The organism is Streptomyces sp. (genome assembly GCF_036566765.1).
Classification (GTDB): Bacteria; Actinomycetota; Actinomycetes; order Streptomycetales; family Streptomycetaceae; genus Streptomyces.
Genome location: NZ_DATCVQ010000058.1, coordinates 1 through 15,896, shown reverse-complemented (window position 1 = coordinate 15,896; position 15,896 = coordinate 1). Strand labels below are relative to the sequence as shown.

At 73.4% G+C, this 15,896-nt stretch carries 16 protein-coding genes; 5 read left to right on the top strand and 11 right to left on the bottom strand.

The window, feature by feature from the left end; genetic code table 11:
- The 4 genes from VIU94_RS03035 to VIU94_RS03020 all read right to left on the bottom strand — a co-directional run.
- A partial coding sequence (locus VIU94_RS03035) for an AAA family ATPase (protein WP_331907213.1) occupies nucleotides 1–813 on the bottom strand: 813 nt, incomplete at its 3' end.
- A complete protein-coding gene (locus VIU94_RS03030) occupies nucleotides 810–1,979 on the bottom strand; it encodes an exonuclease SbcCD subunit D (protein WP_331907211.1) in 1,170 nt (389 codons plus the stop codon). The genes VIU94_RS03035 and VIU94_RS03030, both read right to left, overlap by 4 nt.
- Nucleotides 1,980–2,162: 183 nt before the next feature.
- Entirely contained in the window at nucleotides 2,163–2,789 is a 627-nt protein-coding gene (locus VIU94_RS03025; RefSeq protein ID WP_331907209.1) for a YigZ family protein, read from the bottom strand.
- Between the two features lie 113 nt (nucleotides 2,790–2,902).
- Complete coding sequence (locus VIU94_RS03020) at nucleotides 2,903–3,811, bottom strand: S1 family peptidase (protein WP_331907207.1); 909 nt, start codon at nucleotides 3,809–3,811, stop codon at nucleotides 2,903–2,905.
- A 355-nt stretch (nucleotides 3,812–4,166) separates the two neighbouring features.
- Between VIU94_RS03020 and VIU94_RS03015 the strand changes: the two genes are divergently transcribed.
- Together VIU94_RS03015 and VIU94_RS03010 are read left to right on the top strand one after the other, a co-directional pair.
- Nucleotides 4,167–4,877, top strand: a complete 711-nt coding sequence (locus VIU94_RS03015) for a response regulator (protein WP_331907205.1) — start codon at nucleotides 4,167–4,169, stop codon at nucleotides 4,875–4,877.
- Nucleotides 4,868–6,091: a sensor histidine kinase gene (locus VIU94_RS03010; protein ID WP_331907203.1), complete on the top strand. Its 1,224-nt coding sequence runs from the start codon at nucleotides 4,868–4,870 to the stop codon at nucleotides 6,089–6,091. The genes VIU94_RS03015 and VIU94_RS03010 overlap by 10 nt, the downstream gene beginning before the upstream one ends.
- A gap of 60 nt (nucleotides 6,092–6,151) precedes the next feature.
- Here VIU94_RS03010 and VIU94_RS03005 read toward each other — a convergent pair whose 3' ends face one another.
- Together VIU94_RS03005 and VIU94_RS03000 are read right to left on the bottom strand one after the other, a co-directional pair.
- The gene (locus VIU94_RS03005) at nucleotides 6,152–8,101 is read right to left on the bottom strand and encodes a protein-arginine deiminase domain-containing protein (protein ID WP_414720877.1); all 1,950 of its coding nucleotides are present in this window, start codon (nucleotides 8,099–8,101) and stop codon (nucleotides 6,152–6,154) included.
- A 188-nt stretch (nucleotides 8,102–8,289) separates the two neighbouring features.
- Nucleotides 8,290–8,559, bottom strand: a complete 270-nt coding sequence (locus VIU94_RS03000; protein WP_331907201.1) for a hypothetical protein — start codon at nucleotides 8,557–8,559, stop codon at nucleotides 8,290–8,292.
- A gap of 150 nt (nucleotides 8,560–8,709) precedes the next feature.
- Here VIU94_RS03000 and VIU94_RS02995 point away from each other — a divergent pair, with 150 nt between their 5' ends.
- Nucleotides 8,710–9,117 carry a CoA-binding protein gene (locus VIU94_RS02995; RefSeq protein WP_331907199.1) on the top strand — a complete coding sequence of 136 codons (408 nt, stop codon included), beginning with the start codon at nucleotides 8,710–8,712 and terminating at the stop codon, nucleotides 9,115–9,117.
- A gap of 28 nt (nucleotides 9,118–9,145) precedes the next feature.
- Here the strand turns inward: VIU94_RS02995 and VIU94_RS02990 are convergent, their stop codons facing one another.
- Nucleotides 9,146–9,703 carry a YbaK/EbsC family protein gene (locus tag VIU94_RS02990; RefSeq protein ID WP_331907197.1) on the bottom strand — a complete coding sequence of 186 codons (558 nt, stop codon included), beginning with the start codon at nucleotides 9,701–9,703 and terminating at the stop codon, nucleotides 9,146–9,148.
- A gap of 43 nt (nucleotides 9,704–9,746) precedes the next feature.
- Nucleotides 9,747–10,319 carry a helix-turn-helix domain-containing protein gene (locus tag VIU94_RS02985; RefSeq protein WP_331907195.1) on the bottom strand — a complete coding sequence of 191 codons (573 nt, stop codon included), beginning with the start codon at nucleotides 10,317–10,319 and terminating at the stop codon, nucleotides 9,747–9,749.
- 102 nt (nucleotides 10,320–10,421) lie between these two features.
- On the opposite strand from VIU94_RS02985, the gene VIU94_RS02980 reads away from it, so the two are divergent.
- The gene (locus tag VIU94_RS02980; RefSeq protein ID WP_331907193.1) at nucleotides 10,422–11,288 is read left to right on the top strand and encodes an EamA family transporter; all 867 of its coding nucleotides are present in this window, start codon (nucleotides 10,422–10,424) and stop codon (nucleotides 11,286–11,288) included.
- 18 nt (nucleotides 11,289–11,306) lie between these two features.
- On the opposite strand, the gene VIU94_RS02975 is transcribed toward VIU94_RS02980, so the two are convergent.
- Nucleotides 11,307–12,050 (bottom strand): acyltransferase, encoded by a 744-nt coding sequence (locus VIU94_RS02975; protein ID WP_331907191.1) that lies wholly within the window; start codon nucleotides 12,048–12,050, stop codon nucleotides 11,307–11,309.
- Between the two features lie 117 nt (nucleotides 12,051–12,167).
- On the opposite strand from VIU94_RS02975, the gene VIU94_RS02970 reads away from it, so the two are divergent.
- The gene (locus VIU94_RS02970) at nucleotides 12,168–12,701 is read left to right on the top strand and encodes a gamma carbonic anhydrase family protein (protein ID WP_331907215.1); all 534 of its coding nucleotides are present in this window, start codon (nucleotides 12,168–12,170) and stop codon (nucleotides 12,699–12,701) included.
- Nucleotides 12,702–12,762: 61 nt separating this feature from the next.
- Here VIU94_RS02970 and VIU94_RS02965 read toward each other — a convergent pair whose 3' ends face one another.
- Both VIU94_RS02965 and VIU94_RS02960 read right to left on the bottom strand, forming a co-directional pair.
- Complete coding sequence (locus VIU94_RS02965; protein WP_331907189.1) at nucleotides 12,763–13,416, bottom strand: DedA family protein; 654 nt, start codon at nucleotides 13,414–13,416, stop codon at nucleotides 12,763–12,765.
- Nucleotides 13,417–13,477: 61 nt separating this feature from the next.
- The coding region (locus VIU94_RS02960) for a beta-glucosidase family protein (protein ID WP_331907187.1) at nucleotides 13,478–15,896 on the bottom strand (2,419 nt) is incomplete at its 5' end.

Here is a 15,896-nt window from a genome sequence, read left to right as displayed (position 1 = left end):
CCGCCGGCTCTCGGCGGCCAGCAGCGCCAGGTCCCCAACGTCGAGCGCCTCGCGCGCCTCGGAGCGGGCGACGGCGGCCCGGACCAGTACGGCCTCGGCGAGCCCGGGCTCGCCCGGCCGCTCCTCGACCGCGCCGCCGCCGACCGCCTCCGCCATCCGCTGGGCGAGCCCGAGCAGCCGCTCGTCGCCCTCCCGCACCTGCTGCTCCGCGCCGCGCCGCAGATCCGCGAGCCGATCCTCGACCGCGGCGAACCGCCGGGTGTCGAAGAGCCGGCCGAGCAGCTTGCCACGCGCCTCCGCGTCGGCCCGCAGGAACCGGGCGAAGTCGCCCTGCGGCAGCAGCACCACCTGGCAGAACTGCTCCCGGCTCATCCCCACGAGCTGGGCGATCTCCTCGCCGATCTCCTGGTGGGAGCGGCTGAGCCCCTGCCAGGTCGCCGCGCCCGTGTCGTACTCGCGCAGCCAGCTCTGCGCCTTCTCGGTCGTGAAGCCGCCGCCCCGCTTCTTGGGGCGCTGCTGCGCGGGGCGGCGGGTGATCTCCAACCGCCGCTCCCCCACGGTGAGTTCGAGGATGACCTCGGTGTACGTGCCGGCCGGGGTGTGGTCGCTGCGCAGCGACGTCCCGGGGCTCTGCCGCGCGCCGGGCACCGCTCCGTACAGGGCGTAGCAGACGGCGTCGAGGACGGACGTCTTGCCCGCGCCGGTCGGCCCGTGCAGCAGGAACAGCCCGGCCGACGACAGCGCGTCGAAGTCGATCTCCTGGGTGCCCCCGAACGGTCCGAAGCCGGTGACGACGAGCCGGTGCAGCCTCACCTGGTCACCTCGCGCTCCGCCGCGTCCACCCGTACGGCCTCGAACGCGCCGTGCAGCACCGTGCGTTCCGCGCCGTCGGGTCCGGCGCCGCCGCGCACATGGGCCACGAAGTCCTCCGCGATCTGCTGGTCGGTGCGGTCCCGGAGCCGCTGGGCGTACGAGGCGTGCGGGTCGGCCTCGGTGCGCTCGGGATCGAAGACCAGGTGGAGCGTGTGCGGGAAGCGGGCGGTGAGCCGCGCCATGGGCTCGGCGGGCCGCATCGGGTCGGTGACGGTCGCCTCGACCCACGCCTCCTCGTGCCGGGTGAGCGCCGGGTCGGCGAGCAGGTCGTCGAGCCGCCCTCGGATCCGGGCGAGGCGGCGCGGCACGGGGCAGTCGACGCGCTCGGCAGCCTCGATCGTGCCGTCGGCGCCGAGGTCGACCAGCCACATCGTCTTGCGGTGGTCGGTCTCGGAGAAGGAGTACGCGAGGGGCGAGCCGGAGTACCGGACCCGCTCGGTGAGGGTCTGGCTGCCGTGCAAGTGGCCGAGGGCCACGTAGTCGACGCCGGCAAAGACCCCGGCGGGCACGGCGGCGACCCCGCCGACCGTGATGTCCCGCTCGCTGTCGCTGGGCTCGCCGCCCGCGACGAAGGCGTGCGCGAGGACGACCGACCGGGTGCCGGCGGGCCGCGCGGCGAGGTCGGCTCGGACCCGGTCCATGGCCGCGCCGAGCACGGCCTCGTGTCCGGCCTTCGCCGCGCCGAGCTGCTCGCGGACGAGCGAGGGCTCCAGGTACGGCAGGCCGTACAGCGCGACGTCGCCGTGCGCGTCGGAGAGCACCACGGGGACGCCGGCCCCGGCCGGGTCGGTCCGCAGATGGATCCCGGCCCGCTCGATGAGCCCGGCGCCGACGCCGAGCCGACGCGCGGAGTCGTGGTTGCCGGAGATCATGACGGTCGGCACTCCGGCCTCGGCGAGCTGGTGCAGGGCCCGGTCGAACAGCTCGACGGCCGCCAGCGGCGGCACGGCCCGGTCGTAGACGTCCCCGGCCACCAGCACCGCGTCCACCTCGCGCTCGCGCACCGTCGCCACGAGACGGTCGAGGAACGCTGCCTGGGCGTCGAGCAGGCTCACCCGGTGGAACGACCGTCCCAGGTGCCAGTCCGACGTGTGCAGGAGTCTCATGATCGAGGAGCGTATCGGTGGGCTCGGACAAAGGCGGCGGCTTCGGAGATCCCCCAGGTCAGCCGCTCGACCGGGGCGGCACAAACCGTACGGGCCGAACCCTCGGCCGACGCCGTGCGAGGCGCGCCCTCAGACGGAGCGGCCAGACTCCCGCCCTCCGGCAGAGCGGCCCGGCTCCCACCCTCACGCATCCCCGTACGCCTCTCCCCCGAGCTCCAGCTCCGCCGCACCGGCGGTCACGTCGGCGAGCCAGGCCCGGAACCCCTCCACGTCCGCGTCCGGCAGCCCGATCTCGATCGTCACGGCGTCCGCGTACCGCACCTCGCGCACCGCCCGCCCGGTGGCCCGGAGGTCGTTCTCGAGCTTGCCCGCGCGCTGGTGGTCCACGGTGACGGCAGCCAGCCGGAAGCGCTGCCGGGTGATCGTGCCGAGCGCGTCGAGGGCCTCGCCGACGACCCCGCCGTACGCCCGGATCAGCCCGCCCGCGCCGAGCTTCACGCCGCCGTAGTAGCGGGTGACGACGGCGACGACGTACCGCATCTCGCGGCGCATGAGCATCTGGAGCATGGGGACGCCTGCGGTCCCGCCGGGCTCGCCGTCGTCGCTTGCCTTCTGGACGGCCGCGTCGGCCCCGATGACGTACGCGAAGCAGTTGTGGGTGGCGGTGGGGTGCTCCTTGCGGATGCGTGCGACGAAGTCCTGGGCCTCCTGCTCGGTCGCGGCGGGCGCGAGCGCGCAGAGGAAGCGCGAACGGTTGATCTCGGACTCGTGCACGCCCTCGCGGGCCACCGTGCGGTACTGCTCCTGCATCCCGCCACCCTATGCCGCCGTGGACGCCCTCAAACCCGTCGGGCCCGACGCGAGACCCGCAGCCACGGCGGCCGTGCCCAAGGGCACGGCCGCCTACGGTGTCAATACCGCTGTCAGCGCTTGAGCAGCTTCTTGATCCGCTTGCCCTCGGGAGACTCCTCAAGCGTCTTCCACAGCTTCGCCGAGCTGGTCGAGGTGTAGACGCCAGGGGCGCCCTGCTCGCCGCAGCCGTCGCCGTACGACACGATGCCGATCTGGTACGTACGGCCGGACACCTTGCGGAACAGGGGGCCGCCGCTGTCGCCCTGGCAGGAGTCCTTGCCCTCGACGCCCGCGCAGATGTTCACGGCCTTGTCGTAGTCGCCGTAGGTCGCCTTGCACTCGGCGTGCGACAGCAGCGGCACCTGGACGCCGAGCAGCCGGTCGGGGAAGGCGGGCACCTCGGTGTCGGTGTTGCCCCAGCCGATGACCGTGGCCTCGGCCCCGGGGCGGAGCAGGGCGTCGGTGCCGGGGGTCGGCATCTTGACCGGGGCGATGCCGGTGACCGGCTTGGCCAGTTCGATCACGGCCAGGTCGTAGGCCTGCTGGCCCTTCACGTACCGCGGGTGGGCGACGATGCTCTTCACACCGCGCAGCTGGCCCTGCTTCTTGGCCGACAGCACGGTCCGGCCGACGGTGACCTCGATGTCCGCCGGCTTGGTGCCCATGATGCAGTGGGCTGCCGTGAGCACGGCGGTGTCGCTCACCAGGCTGGCGCCGCAGAACTGGCGCTCGGTCGCGCTGCCCGGGCCCTTCTGGAGCAGAGCGGCCATCCACGGGTACGCGTTGTCGGCCTGGGGCTTGCCGCCGATGATCTTCACGCTGGGCTTCGTCCGCTCGCCGGACTGCGCCCCCTGTCCCGTCTGGGCCGAGGCCGTGCCGACGGCCGACGCGACCAGCGCCAGGGCCGCACCGGACGCGAGGCCGGCCGCGGCTATGCGCCGGGCGTGCGGTCGGGGCAGGGAAACTCGCAGGAGTCTCATGGGGGGTTGGTCTCCGTTTCTGGGATCGTGTCCCAACAGCCGTGGATCTCAAGGCTGTTGCTCTGATGGCGGCGCGGGCCGCGGATACACGGGCTTCGACGCGGCGCGCGCGAAGGACAGCCTTGCCTTGCGGAATGGGCCTGCGACAGGCCTTCGCGCGCTTCCGCGACCTCCGCATGAACCAATCCAGTCGGCAGGCGGGCAAGGGCCGCCGGTCGGCGGGTTCCGGCGAGGTGTTCGGACCCGCATACTTGCCGGTCACACCGATGTGAGATCCGTGACAGCGGGTGGCGGCCCCACGCCGCGGTCCCGCAGTGTGTCCGGAGCAAGTGGTCCCGCTGCCTGAGGAATTCCTGTGCACCCCACCCCGGAATCCGTCCCGCGGTTGCGGCTGCTCGTCGTCGACGACGAGGGGCTCATCCGGTCGGGTCTGACAATGATCCTCGGCAGTGCGGGCGACATCGACGTCGTGGCCTCCTGCGAGGGCGCAGGCGCCCTCGCGGCGGTCGAGGAGCACCGGCCGCACGTGGTCCTCCTGGACATCCGGATGCCGGACATCGACGGGCTGACGCTGCTGCGCCTGATCCGGGCGCTTCCCGATCCGCCGCAGGTGGCCATGCTCACCACGTTCGACACGGACGAGTACCTCGGCGAGGCACTCGCGCTCGGCGCGGGCGGCTTCCTGCTCAAGGACACCGACCCGGACACGCTGATCAGGTCCGTACGCGCCCTGGCGACCGGCGCCGGGTGTCTGTCCCCGTCCGTGGTGCGCCGGCTCCGCGGCGACGGCGGGCACAGCGCGGAGACCCAGTCCGCGGCCAGAGCGGTGGCGGAGCTCTCGCCCCGGGAGCGCGAGGTCCTCGCGCACATGGGCGAGGGGCTTTCGAACGCGGAGATCGGCGCCCGGATGTACTTGTCCGTGGCCACCGCGAAGGACGGCGTCAGCAACGTCCTGAGCAAGCTCGGCGTGGCCAACCGGGTGCAGGCCGCGGTGATCGCCGAACGCGCCGGGCTCCTCGGCGGGGCCCGCCTGGTCGGGCCCGGCGGCCCGGACGCATGCGGCTGACCGGCGCCGGGGCCGCCGCCGCGCCCTGGGCCACCGCAGAGCGGCGGCGCGCCTTCTGGGGCTCCCGGCTCTTCCGTGGCCTGCCCGCGGACCTCGCGCTGGCCGGCCTCGCCGCCCTCGACGTCGCCTTCTCCCTGCCCACGCCGCACCTGTGGCAGACCGTGATCTCCTTCGTGGCCGCCGCCGCGCTGCTGCTCCGCCGCCGCATGCCGCGCGTGACGCTGCTGCTCGCCCTGCCCGGCCTGTACGCGGGGGCCGCGCTGTTCGCCGCGATCTTCGCCCTGGGCGCCCTCGCTCACCGGCGGCGCCCGGACTGGCAGGTGGAACTGGCCGTCGTCGCCGTGGTGGCCGGCAGTTTCGTGCCGTGGCCGCTCGGCCTGTTCGCACAGACGCCCACCGACGCGCACATCCAGCACCTGCTCTACTCGCTGCTGCTCGGCGTCGGCCCGGCCGTGGTCGGCCTCCTGGTGCAGACCCGGCAGGATCTGGCGGCCCGCGTCGCGGAGTTGGCGACCGTACGGGACCACGAGCGGGAGCTGCACGCGCGCACGGTCATCGCCCGCGAACACGCGCGGCTGGCACGGGAGATGCACGACGTGGTGTCCCACCAGGCGAGCCTGATGGCGGTCCAGGCAGCGGCCCTGGAGGTCACCACGCGGGATCCGCACGCCAAGGAGGTCGCGGGCACGCTGCGGAAGCTGGCCACCGGCACGCTGGAGGAGCTGCGCGGGATGATCGTGGTGCTGCGGGCGGCCGGCGCCGGCCCCACCCAGCTGCGCCCGCAGCCCCGGCTGAGCGAACTGACCGATCTGGTCGAGGGCGCGGGGGTGGACGCCACGCTCCGGATGAGCGGCACGGACGCCCGCGTAGTGCCGGAGGCGGTGGAGCGCACCGTGTACCGGACGGTGCAGGAGGCGCTGACCAACGTGCGCAAGCACGCGCCCGGCGCGGCGACGTCCGTGACCGTGCACGTCGACGGCGAGACGCTGCGGGTGGCCGTGCTCAACAGCCCGCCGGCCGACGACGCTTCACGCCCCGACCTGCCGGGCGGCGGCTACGGCATCCTCGGCCTGCAGGAACGCATCGCCCTGCTCGGCGGGCGGCTCACCGCGGAGCCCACGGCGGACGGCGGCTTCGCGGTCAGCGCGGAGCTGCCGCTGGGGGCCGCGCCCGGGGAACCGACAGGACCCGTCGAGCCGCTTCCGAGTCGCTGACACCCGCAGCGAACCCGGTATCGTGCCCGGCGGCCGGATCGGCGCCGGGCACGACGGCGATCAGCGCCCCTGCGGCTTCCACCACGCGGCGGAGGCGTCGCGCAGGGTGTTCGTCCCGCAGTGCACCTCACCCTGACCGAGGTGGTACGTGTACCAGTCGTCCAGGTACGACACCTTCATCCCGGCACGGGCGTACGCGGCGTTCACCGCGGCCGTGAAGACGTCCGTGCCGCCGATCACCGGCCCCCACTGGCGCGGCGCCAGGTAGCGGTTCCGGCCGAGGACGATGCCGTTGACGGCGCCGGGCACGTACGCGCTGGTCATGACCGTGCCCGGGGCCGCGTCGCGCTTGCGGTCCCCGACGACCTCCTGCTGTCCGTACCGGCTCACCGCATCGGGCACTTCGCCCGCTCCCATCCGCGACAGCCTCGGCACCCGGTCGCCCCGCTCGCCCTGCTCGGCGCCCCGCGTGTAGAGGGCGGGCACCCGTACGACCTCCGCGTCGGTGACGCCGGTCTCGCGCTTGAGCACCTCCAGGTTCGCCGCGATCCGCTCCGCTGCCAGCGTGTTGTCCTTCACCAGCCACGGGGAGGCGAGCGCCTGGTCGACGGTCTCCTTCGGGGCGGGCGTTCCGGCGCTCCCCGGCACCGAGAACATCCGCGTGGCGCCGTGCCCCGCCGCCTGCGCCTCGCGCAGCAGCCGCAGCCCCGCCTCGGGGTCGGCGATCCCGATGCGCCAGCCGCGCGGGGTGTCGGCGGGGAGGAACTGGACGAACTCGTCCACATGCCCCACGTGCAGCCAGGAGGTGTCCAGGAGCAACGGGTCCTGGAAGCCCTGGGACTTCAGCAGCGTCCGCATCGCCGCCGCGGGCTTCGAGCCGCTGTCCTTGCGCTCGCCCATGATGATGCGCCCGGCGGGGAAGGACCGGCCGCCGTGGGAGTAGGGCGGGACGGTCTCCAGATTGCCCATGGAGTTGAGGGTCCACTCCTCCGTGTCGCGGACCCCCGCTGCCTGCACGACCCCCACGCCCTTGCCGCGGAGCTTCTCGAAGAGCTCCCGGCCGGCCTCGCGGTCCGGCTGCGCCGAGCGCAGCATCACGCGGATCACCTGCCGGCGTCCGCCGGGGCCGGTCATGCTCACATAGCCCGGCTCGACGAAGTCCTGCGCCCAGACGTCGCCGTACGCGTCGAACGTCAACAGCGGCTTGTCGATGCCCGCCGCCCTGACCTCCGCCGCGAGTCCCTTGACGAACGCCTGCTGCCGCCGCGCGTAGTCGTCCCGTCCCGGCACCCTGGTCACCATCAGCTGCTGGGCGTTCTGCAGATGATGCTGGGTGAGCAGCGGAGCGGTGCGCAGAGTGACGTCGTCCGAGCTGCGTCGGCCTCCCGCGGTCACGGTCAGTCGGACGACCGTACGGCCGTCCCAGACCGCGCTGTCCCGTATGACGTCGGTGGCCTCGACGCCGAACTCCACACCGGAGCGCAGCTCGGCGGCGGTCAGCCGGGTCGTGGCCGTCACATGGGTCCATCCCGTGGGGCGTTTGACGAAGACCCTGCTCTTCCGCCCGCCGGTCACCACGCTCACGGAACCCGTGGCCCCCGCAGGCAGGTTCGCCATGGGCAGGGCGCGTATCCGGGCGAGATCGGCCGCGTCCTCGGAGCCGTTCACCTTGGTGTCGGAGGCGTCGTTGCAGGCGGCGAGCTGGGCGTCCGGCAGCGGTCGACCGCCCGGACCCCTGACCGCGCACCGCTTGGTGTCGTCGTCGACGTTCGGCAGGAGCACCGCTCCTCTCGCGGCGGACCAGGCGTCCTCACCGGCGGTGTCCGTCGTGCCCGCGACGTCCACCCGTCCGTCCCTGTTCACGTCCGCCCGGAGATCGACTCGCCAGGCGGCCTGTGGCGGGTTCGCGGCGAACGCCGGTGACACGGGGGCCAGTACGGCTCCGATCACGGTGAGCGCCACCGCCGCGTTCGTCGTGTTCCTCGTCAGTCTCGCGTGTCTCGTAGCCACGATGCGTCCCTTCCGGGGCCGGGGTTCGGCTGTCGAGTCCCAAGAGGCGACGAGAGGGCGGGCCGTTGCCCGCCCGCGGCCGAGATCGTCCGCAGGACGCGGCGGAGCAGCCGGGTGGCGGGGCGATGTCAGCCCCAAGGAGGAGGAGAGGACGAGAGGCGAGGCGACGCCGGGGTACACGCATGCGGTCACGGCTGCACGGCCCTTCCGTCCCACCCGCAGATTCCGGCGACGAGCCTGCGCGAGGACGCCTTCGCCGTGGTCGTCCCCCAGGGCGCGCCCGGTCCGGCGACACGGTCCGCGTACGCCGGTGTGCCGTTCGCACACGGCGGCCCACCGCGCCCGCCGCACACAGCCGTCACGGCCAGCAGTGCGACCAGAGCAACGCCGACGATCCAGCCGACGCCCCGCCCCGGGGCGAGCCCGGGCAGGGCGTGGCGGCGGACGGCACGATGCAACGAAGGGCTCCCGTGAGATGCGGCTCGGCTCACGGAGCATCGCGGGGCGATGCTGAGGTTTTGATGAGCGCGCCGGGCGCGGGGAATCCTCTCGCGTCAGTGCCGGTTGATGATCTGATGGACGATGTCACGGCCCTCAGGAGGACGAGCATGTACGGCAGCCCGGAGACCATCCGCAAGATCCTCACCGAGAGCGGCGACACCTGGGCCGTCGTCGGCCTGTCCTCGAACCGGGAACGGGCCGCATACGGGGTCGCGGCGGTCCTGCAGCGCTACGGCAAGCGGATCGTTCCCGTCCACCCGAAGGCGGAGACGGTCCACGGGGAGCAGGGGTACCCGTCCCTGGAAGCCATCCCCTTCGACGTCGACGTCGTCGATGTGTTCGTCAACAGCCACCTGGCGGGCCAGGTCGCCGACGAAGCGGTCGCCGCCGGCGCCAAGGCGGTCTGGTTCCAGCTCGACGTCATCGACGAGACGGCCTACGACCGCGTCCGCGCCGCGGGCCTCGACATGGTCATGGACCGCTGCCCCGCCATCGAGATCCCCCGGCTCGGCTGAGCGAGGACCGCCCTGCGGGCTGCCGTCCTCAGGCGACGCCCAGGCCCTCCAGGACGACCGCGCCCGGGAGTTCCGCGAAGGCCTTGCCGGGGAGGATCAGCTTGCCGCGGCGACGGCCGCTGCCCACGAGGACCCATTCGGTGTCGACGACGGTCGCGTCGACGAGGACCGGCCAGTCGGCCGGGAGTCCGATGGGGGTGATGCCCCCGTACTCCATGCCGGTCTCGCCGATGGCGGTGTCCATCGCGGCGAACCTCACCTTCCGCGAACCCAGGTGCCTGCGGACGACGCCGTTGACGTCGATCTTGGTCGCGGAGCGCACCACGCAGGCGGCGAGGGTGGTCGTCTCGCCGCGCTTGCCCGCGACGATCACGCAGTTCGCCGACTCGTCGAGCAGCTGGGGGCCGTAGTGCTCGGTGAAGACCGCGGTGTCGGCGATCGCCGGGTCGGTGTCCACGTACAGGATCCGGTCGGCGGGAACGACGCCCTGCCAGGCGCGGACGGCGGCGGCGACGGGCTCCGTCAGCTGGTCGAGGCACTCGGGGGCGGGAAGGGCGTGGTCGAAGTCTCCGATCGGTGCGCGCATGGCGGAACGCTAACAGCGCCTGCGCGGGCCCCGGTTCGGCGTCTCAGCGTACGGGCGGGACCGAGACGGCCATGGTCATCTCGACGGGTTCGGCGCCCTCGTTGCGGTACTCGTGCGGCACATGGGCCTCGAAGGTGGCCGAGGTGCCGGCGGGCACGGCGTACGGCTGTCCGTCGACGACCAGGGTCAGCTCGCCCGCGCTGACGTGCAGGAGTTCGGTGGTGCCCTCGGGGTGCGGGTCGGACGGGCTGCCGTCGCCGGGCATCAGGGTCCAGGACCACAGCTCCAGCGGGCCGCGCGACTCCGTCCCGACGAGCAGAGTGGTGTGGCTGCCGGCGTCGGTGGACCACATGCGGACGGCCTGCTCCGGCGGGACGAGGCGGACGTGGGGTCCCTGTTCGTAGTCGAGCAGCGTGGTGATGGAGACGCCGAGCGCGTCGGCCAGCTTCACCGTGGTGCCGACGCTGGGGTTCGTACGCGCCTGCTCGATCTGGATGATCATGCCGCGGCTGACACCGGAGCGGGCGGCGAGGGCGTCCAGCGTGAAACCGCGTTCGCCGCGCCACCGCTTGAGATTGCGGGCGAGCGACTGCGTGAGCTGATCGAGGTCCGACACAATCCGTCCAATATTTTGGATGACAGAGTTCAATAGACTGCACTACCGTGGAGTGCACCCCACTGTTCACCGATGTGCACCGCACTGTACTGCGAGGATCCCATGACAGCGTTGTTCGCCCTGGCCACCAGTCTCCTGTGGGGGCTGGCCGACTTCGGCGGCGGGCTGCTCACACGACGCATGCCCGCCCTGAGCGTGGTGGTCGCCTCGCAGACGATCGCCGTGGTCGTGCTCGGCGCGATCGTGGTCGCCACCGGCGGCTGGACCGAGGCCGGACCGCTTCTCTGGTACGCGGTGGCGGCCGGCGCCGTGGGCCCGGTGGCGATGCTCTGCTTCTACAAGGCGCTCGCGCTCGGCCCGATGGGCGTCGTCTCGCCGCTCGGCTCGCTCGGCGTCCTGGTCCCGGTGTCGATCGGGCTGCTGCTCGGCGACCGGCCGGGGCTGCTGCAGTTCGCCGGCATCGGCGTCGCGATCGTGGGCGTGGTCCTGGCCGGCGGGCCGGAGCTGCGGGGCGCGCCGGTGCAGCGGCAGGCCGTGATGCTCACGCTGATCGCCGCGTTCGGCTTCGGCTCGGTGATGGCGCTGATCGCCGAGGCGTCCACGACGCTCACGGGCCTCTTCCTCGCCCTCTTCGTGCAGCGGGTGACCAACGTGGCGGTCGGCGGCGGCGCACTGTACGTCTCCGTCAAGCGCGGCGGGCGGGCGCTGCCCGAGGAGGGCGGCATGCGCGTGGTGACGGCGGCGCTCCCGGCCCTCGCGTTCGTCGGCCTCGCGGACGTGGCCGCCAACGGCACCTATGCGCTCGCCGCGCAGAACGGGCCGGTGACGGTGGCCGCCGTGCTCGCCAACCTGTACCCGGTGGTGACGGCGCTCGCCGCGCGCGGCGTGCTCAAGGAGCGGCTGCGCGCGGTCCAGGCGGGCGGCGCGGCGCTCGCGCTCGTCGGCACGGTGCTGCTCGCGACGGGCTGAGGCCGCAGGAAACGGGGCTCAGCCGTCCTGGAGGTCCAGTTCCGCCAGCGCCGCGAGCTGCTCCGGAGTGATGCCGTCCGGAATCGGCAGCGGCGCGGGCGTGCGCAGCGGCGGCTGCCAGCCCCGCTGCGGGTCCCAGCTGCGGACGACCTTCGCCGGGGCGCCGGCGACCACCGAGTGGTCCGGCACCTCGCCGCGTACGACCGCTCCCGCGGCCACCACCACATTGCGGCCGATCCGCGCCCCGGGCAGGATCACCGCGCCCGTGCCGAGCCAGCAGCCCGGGCCGATCTCCACCGGGTCGGCGCGCGGCCACTGCCGGCCGACGGGCTCGTGCGGATCGTCGTAGCTGTGGTTGGTCGAGGTGATGTACACGTACGGCCCGCAGAACGTGTTCGAGCCGATGGTGACGCGGGTGTCGGCGATGACATGGCTGCCGCGGCCGAGGACCACCCCGTCGCCGAGGGTCAGGATCGGGTCGGGGCCGAGGTCGAGGCCCGGCATCATGCCCGCGGTGAGCGTCACCTGCTCGGCGATGATGCAGTGCTCGCCGAGCTCGATCCACTGCTCGCCGAAGACCGTGCCCTGCGGGAACGCCAGCCGGGTGCCCGCGCCGAGCCGGCGGAACCGGAGCCGCCCGGGCGTCTCGGCCGAGACGGCGCCCGCCTGCTGCATCCACCGCCAGCCGCCCTGCAGCGCGCCGGCGACCACGCGCCGCCGCCAGGCGGTGAAGGACGAGAACGTGTTTCTGTTCTTGGGCACCCGGACACCGTAGTCGGCGGTGTCGTCGCTGATCAGTGCGGTGCGCTGTGATGTCCGTCATGAGCATCTCGTAGGGTGCCCATGGTGCGACCGACAGCGAGGAAGGCGGAACGGACGATGACCGAGCGGGCGTTGATCATGGGTGTGGGCGGCAAGGAGCCGCACGTCGATCCGGCGGCGTTCGCCGCGCCGACCTCCGTGGTGATCGGCGACGTGACGATGGCCGCGGGCTCGAACGTCTGGTACCACGCCGTGCTGCGCGCGGACTGCGGCCCGATCGTGCTCGGCGCGGACTCCAACATCCAGGACAACTGCACGGTGCACGTCGACCCGGGCTTCCCGGTGACGATCGGCGAGCGGGTCACGGTCGGGCACAACGCGACCGTGCACGGCTGCACGATCGAGGACGACGTCCTGGTGGGCATGGGCGCCACGGTGCTCAACGGCGCGGTGATCGGGGCCGGTTCGCTGATCGCCGCGCAGGCGCTGGTCCCGCAGGGCATGATCGTCCCGCCCGGCTCGCTGGTCGCGGGCGTCCCGGCGAAGGTGCGCCGCGAGCTGACGGACGAGGAGCGCGAGGGCATCAAGCTCAACGCGGAGATGTACCTGCACCTGGCGAAGGCGCACCGAGAGGCCCACGAGCAGGGCTGACGCGCACAGAGGAAGGGCCCAGAGCTCCGTGGAGCTCCGGGCCCTTCCGTATGAACGAAGGTCAGTCGGCCGTCGCCGCGACCGCCTCGGGCTCGGCCGCGGACGCCTTCTCCGCCGCCTTCTTCGCCCGGTTCTTGAGGATCAGCATCGAGGAGAGGCCGATCAGCACCGCCAGGACCAGGCCCAGCCAGGAGAACCGCTTCAGCCAGGCCTCGGCCACGATGCCGACCGAGTAGATGACCGCGGTGGTGCCGCCGGCCCAGAGGATCCCGCCGAAGACGTTGGCGATGAGGAACTTCCAGTACGGCATCTTGAGCACGCCCGCCAGCGGTCCCGCGAAGATCCGCAGCAGCGCCACGAAGCGGCCGAAGAAGACTGCCCACATGCCCCACTTCTCGAACGACCGCTCCGCCAGCGCGATGTTGGCCTCGCTGAAGTGCTTGGGGAACTTCCCGCCCAGCCAGGCCAGCAGCGGGCGGCCGCCTCTGCGGCCGATCGCGTAGCCGATCGAGTCGCCGATGATCGCGCCCGCCGTGGCGCAGGCGCCGAGCACGTACGGGTTGATGTCGCCGTGCTGGGAGGCCAGCAGCGCCGAACTCACCAGGACGATCTCGCCGGGCAGCGGGATGCCCAGACTCTCGAGCCCGATCACCACCCCGACCAGCGCGTAGACGGCGACCGCGGGGATCGTCTCCAGCCACTCCTGGACGTGCAAGGCGAGTTCCTCCCGGAATCGTGGCGCGCGCCGCTTCGCGCACGCCCCGGCAGCCTACCGGTCACCGCGAACGGACCTCGAACGCGGCGGTGAGCCGGAGGTCCCGCGAGGAGGCCCCCACGCGGACGGTCCGCGACCCCGTCCCGAGCACCCAGCCGCCGCGCGCCGGGTCGAACGACGACAGGGTGCGCGCGGCGACGGGGACGGTGATCCGACGCCTCTCCCCCGCCGCGAGCTCCAGGCGCCGGTAGCCGGCGAGGAGCTGCTTCGGCTGGTCGAGATCCAGGTCCGGCGAGGGCCCGGTGTAGACCTGCGCGACCTCCGTGCCGGCCCGGCCGCCGGTGTTCCGCACGGTGAAGGTGACGTCCAGGCCGCCGTCGGCGCGCGGGGCGGCCGCCAGGTCCGTGTAGGCGAAGGAGGTGTACGAGAGTCCGTGCCCGAACGGGAAGAGCGGTGCCACGCCCTGGGCGTCGTACCAGCGGTGGCCGACGTGGACGCCCTCGGAGTACTCCTCCGTGCCGTCCTCGCCGGGGTAGCGGTGCGCGTCGCCGGCCATGGGGTGGCGGTCCTCGGCCGCCGGGAAGGTCTGGGTGAGCCGGCCGCCCGGGTCGGCGTCGCCGAACAGGACCTCGGTGGTCGCGGCCGCGCCCTCCTGGCCGGGGTAGTACATCTGCAGCACGGCGGCGGTCCGGTCCAGCCACGGCATGGTGACGGCGGACGAGGTGTTGAGGACGACGACGGTCCTCGGATTGGCGGCGGTCACCGCCTCGATCAGCGCCTCCTGATGTCCGGGCAGAGCGAGCGAGGTCCGGTCGCGGCCTTCGGTGGCGTCCTCGTACGCGAAGAGGACGACGCTGTGCGCGGCGCGGGCGACCGCGACCGCCTCGGCTGCGTCCGCCGCCCGGCCGGCGGCGGTGATCGCGCGCAGCCGGAACCGCTGGCCCGCCTTGCCGCCCTCGGCGGTCACCTTCAGCCGGTGCTCGCCGGCCGTGAGGCGGACGTCGGCTCGGCGCACGTGCAGGCCGTCGGGCGCGCGGCCGAGCAGACCGCCGGCGAAGTACTCGGCGACGCCCTGGCGGACGGGGAAGAGCTCGGCGCCGTCGACGCTGATCACCGGGCGTTCGCCGCTGTAGTGGACGACGAAGGTCCAGGTGTCGCCGTCCGGAACGGTGAACGCGGCGTCGTGGCTCCAGGTCGCGCCGGCGGCCACCCTCCGGTCCTCCAGGGACGCGGCGGGGGTCAGCGCCGGCAGCCGCTTGCCGTAGATGTCCTCGCCGAGCGCGTACGTCACCCGGGCGCCGGCTCCGGCGCGGGCGCGCAGGGCGTCGACCGGGCGGGCGGCGGCGTCGGGGACGACGTGGGCGCTGCCTCCGCCGCTGACGAAGGGGACGGAGCCGGTCGGTCCGACGACGGCGAGGGAGCGGGCGGCCGGGCCGGTCAGCGGCAGCGCGCCGTTCTCGTTGCGCAGCAGGGTGGCCCCGGCGGTGGCGACCCGAAGGGCGAGACGCGCGCCGGCGGCGGGGTCGCGGACGGGGCGCTCCGAGGCGTCCAGCAGGCCGAAGCGCTCGCGCACGCCGAGGATCCGGCGTACGGCCCGGTCGACGGCGGCCTCGGGGAGCTTGCCGTCCGCGACGGCGGCCTTGAGCGGGTCGCCGTACCGGGCGCCGGAGGGCATCTCCATGTCGAGGCCGGCGGTGAGCGCGGCGACGGTGCTGTGGGCAGCGTTCCAGTCGCTCATCACCCAGCCGTCGAAGCCCCAGCGGTCGCGCAGGACGGCGGAGAGCAGGACGGCGTTCTCGCCCGCGTGGACGCCGTTGACCTTGTTGTACGCGGCCATGACCGCGCCCGTACCGGCGGCGACGGCGGCCTCGAAGCCGCGCAGCTCGGTCTCGTGCAGGGTCTGTTCGCCGGCTCGGGCGTCGACCGAAGTGCGGTTCTTCTCCTGGTTGTTGAGGGCGAGGTGCTTGACCGTGGCGATCAGCCCCTCGGCCTGGATGCCGCGGATCTCCTCGGCGACCATGTCGGCGCAGAGCAGCGGGTCCTCGGAGAAGGTCTCGAAGTTGCGGCCCGCGTAGGGGGTGCGGATCAGGTTGACCATCGGGGAGAGCAGCACGTCCTGGCCGAGCGCGCGGCCCTCGCGGCCGATGACTCGGCCGTACGCGCGCGCCAGGCCGGGGTCGAACGCGGCGGCGAGCATGACCGGCGCGGGCAGCGCGGTGGCGGTCTTGCGCACGCGCACCCCGCCGGGCCCGTCGGCGAGCCGCAGCTCGGGGATGCCGAGGCGCGGGACCCCGGGCACGTACCCGGCCTGGCCGAGGGACTTCGGGTCGCGGGCGCCGTGCAGCAGGGAGATCTTCTCGTCGAGGGTGAGCTTTCCGAGCAGTTCCTCGACCCGCCGCCCCGGCGTCCGCGCCCGCGCGGGCCGCGCCGGGGCCATCGTGGCGGCGAGCGCCACGGCGGCGCCGAGCAGCCCGAGCGCG

Coding starts and splice junctions, on each gene's coding strand:
- VIU94_RS03010 (WP_331907203.1), top strand. CDS start 4,868: ATGCGGCTGACCGGCGCCGGGGCCGCCGCCGCGCCCTGGGCCACCGCA.
- VIU94_RS02980 (WP_331907193.1), top strand. CDS start 10,422: ATGACAGCGTTGTTCGCCCTGGCCACCAGTCTCCTGTGGGGGCTGGCC.
- VIU94_RS02995 (WP_331907199.1), top strand. CDS start 8,710: ATGTACGGCAGCCCGGAGACCATCCGCAAGATCCTCACCGAGAGCGGC.
- VIU94_RS03030 (WP_331907211.1), bottom strand. CDS start 1,979: ATGAGACTCCTGCACACGTCGGACTGGCACCTGGGACGGTCGTTCCAC.
- VIU94_RS02990 (WP_331907197.1), bottom strand. CDS start 9,703: ATGCGCGCACCGATCGGAGACTTCGACCACGCCCTTCCCGCCCCCGAG.
- VIU94_RS03025 (WP_331907209.1), bottom strand. CDS start 2,789: ATGCAGGAGCAGTACCGCACGGTGGCCCGCGAGGGCGTGCACGAGTCC.
- VIU94_RS03020 (WP_331907207.1), bottom strand. CDS start 3,811: ATGAGACTCCTGCGAGTTTCCCTGCCCCGACCGCACGCCCGGCGCATA.
- VIU94_RS02970 (WP_331907215.1), top strand. CDS start 12,168: ATGACCGAGCGGGCGTTGATCATGGGTGTGGGCGGCAAGGAGCCGCAC.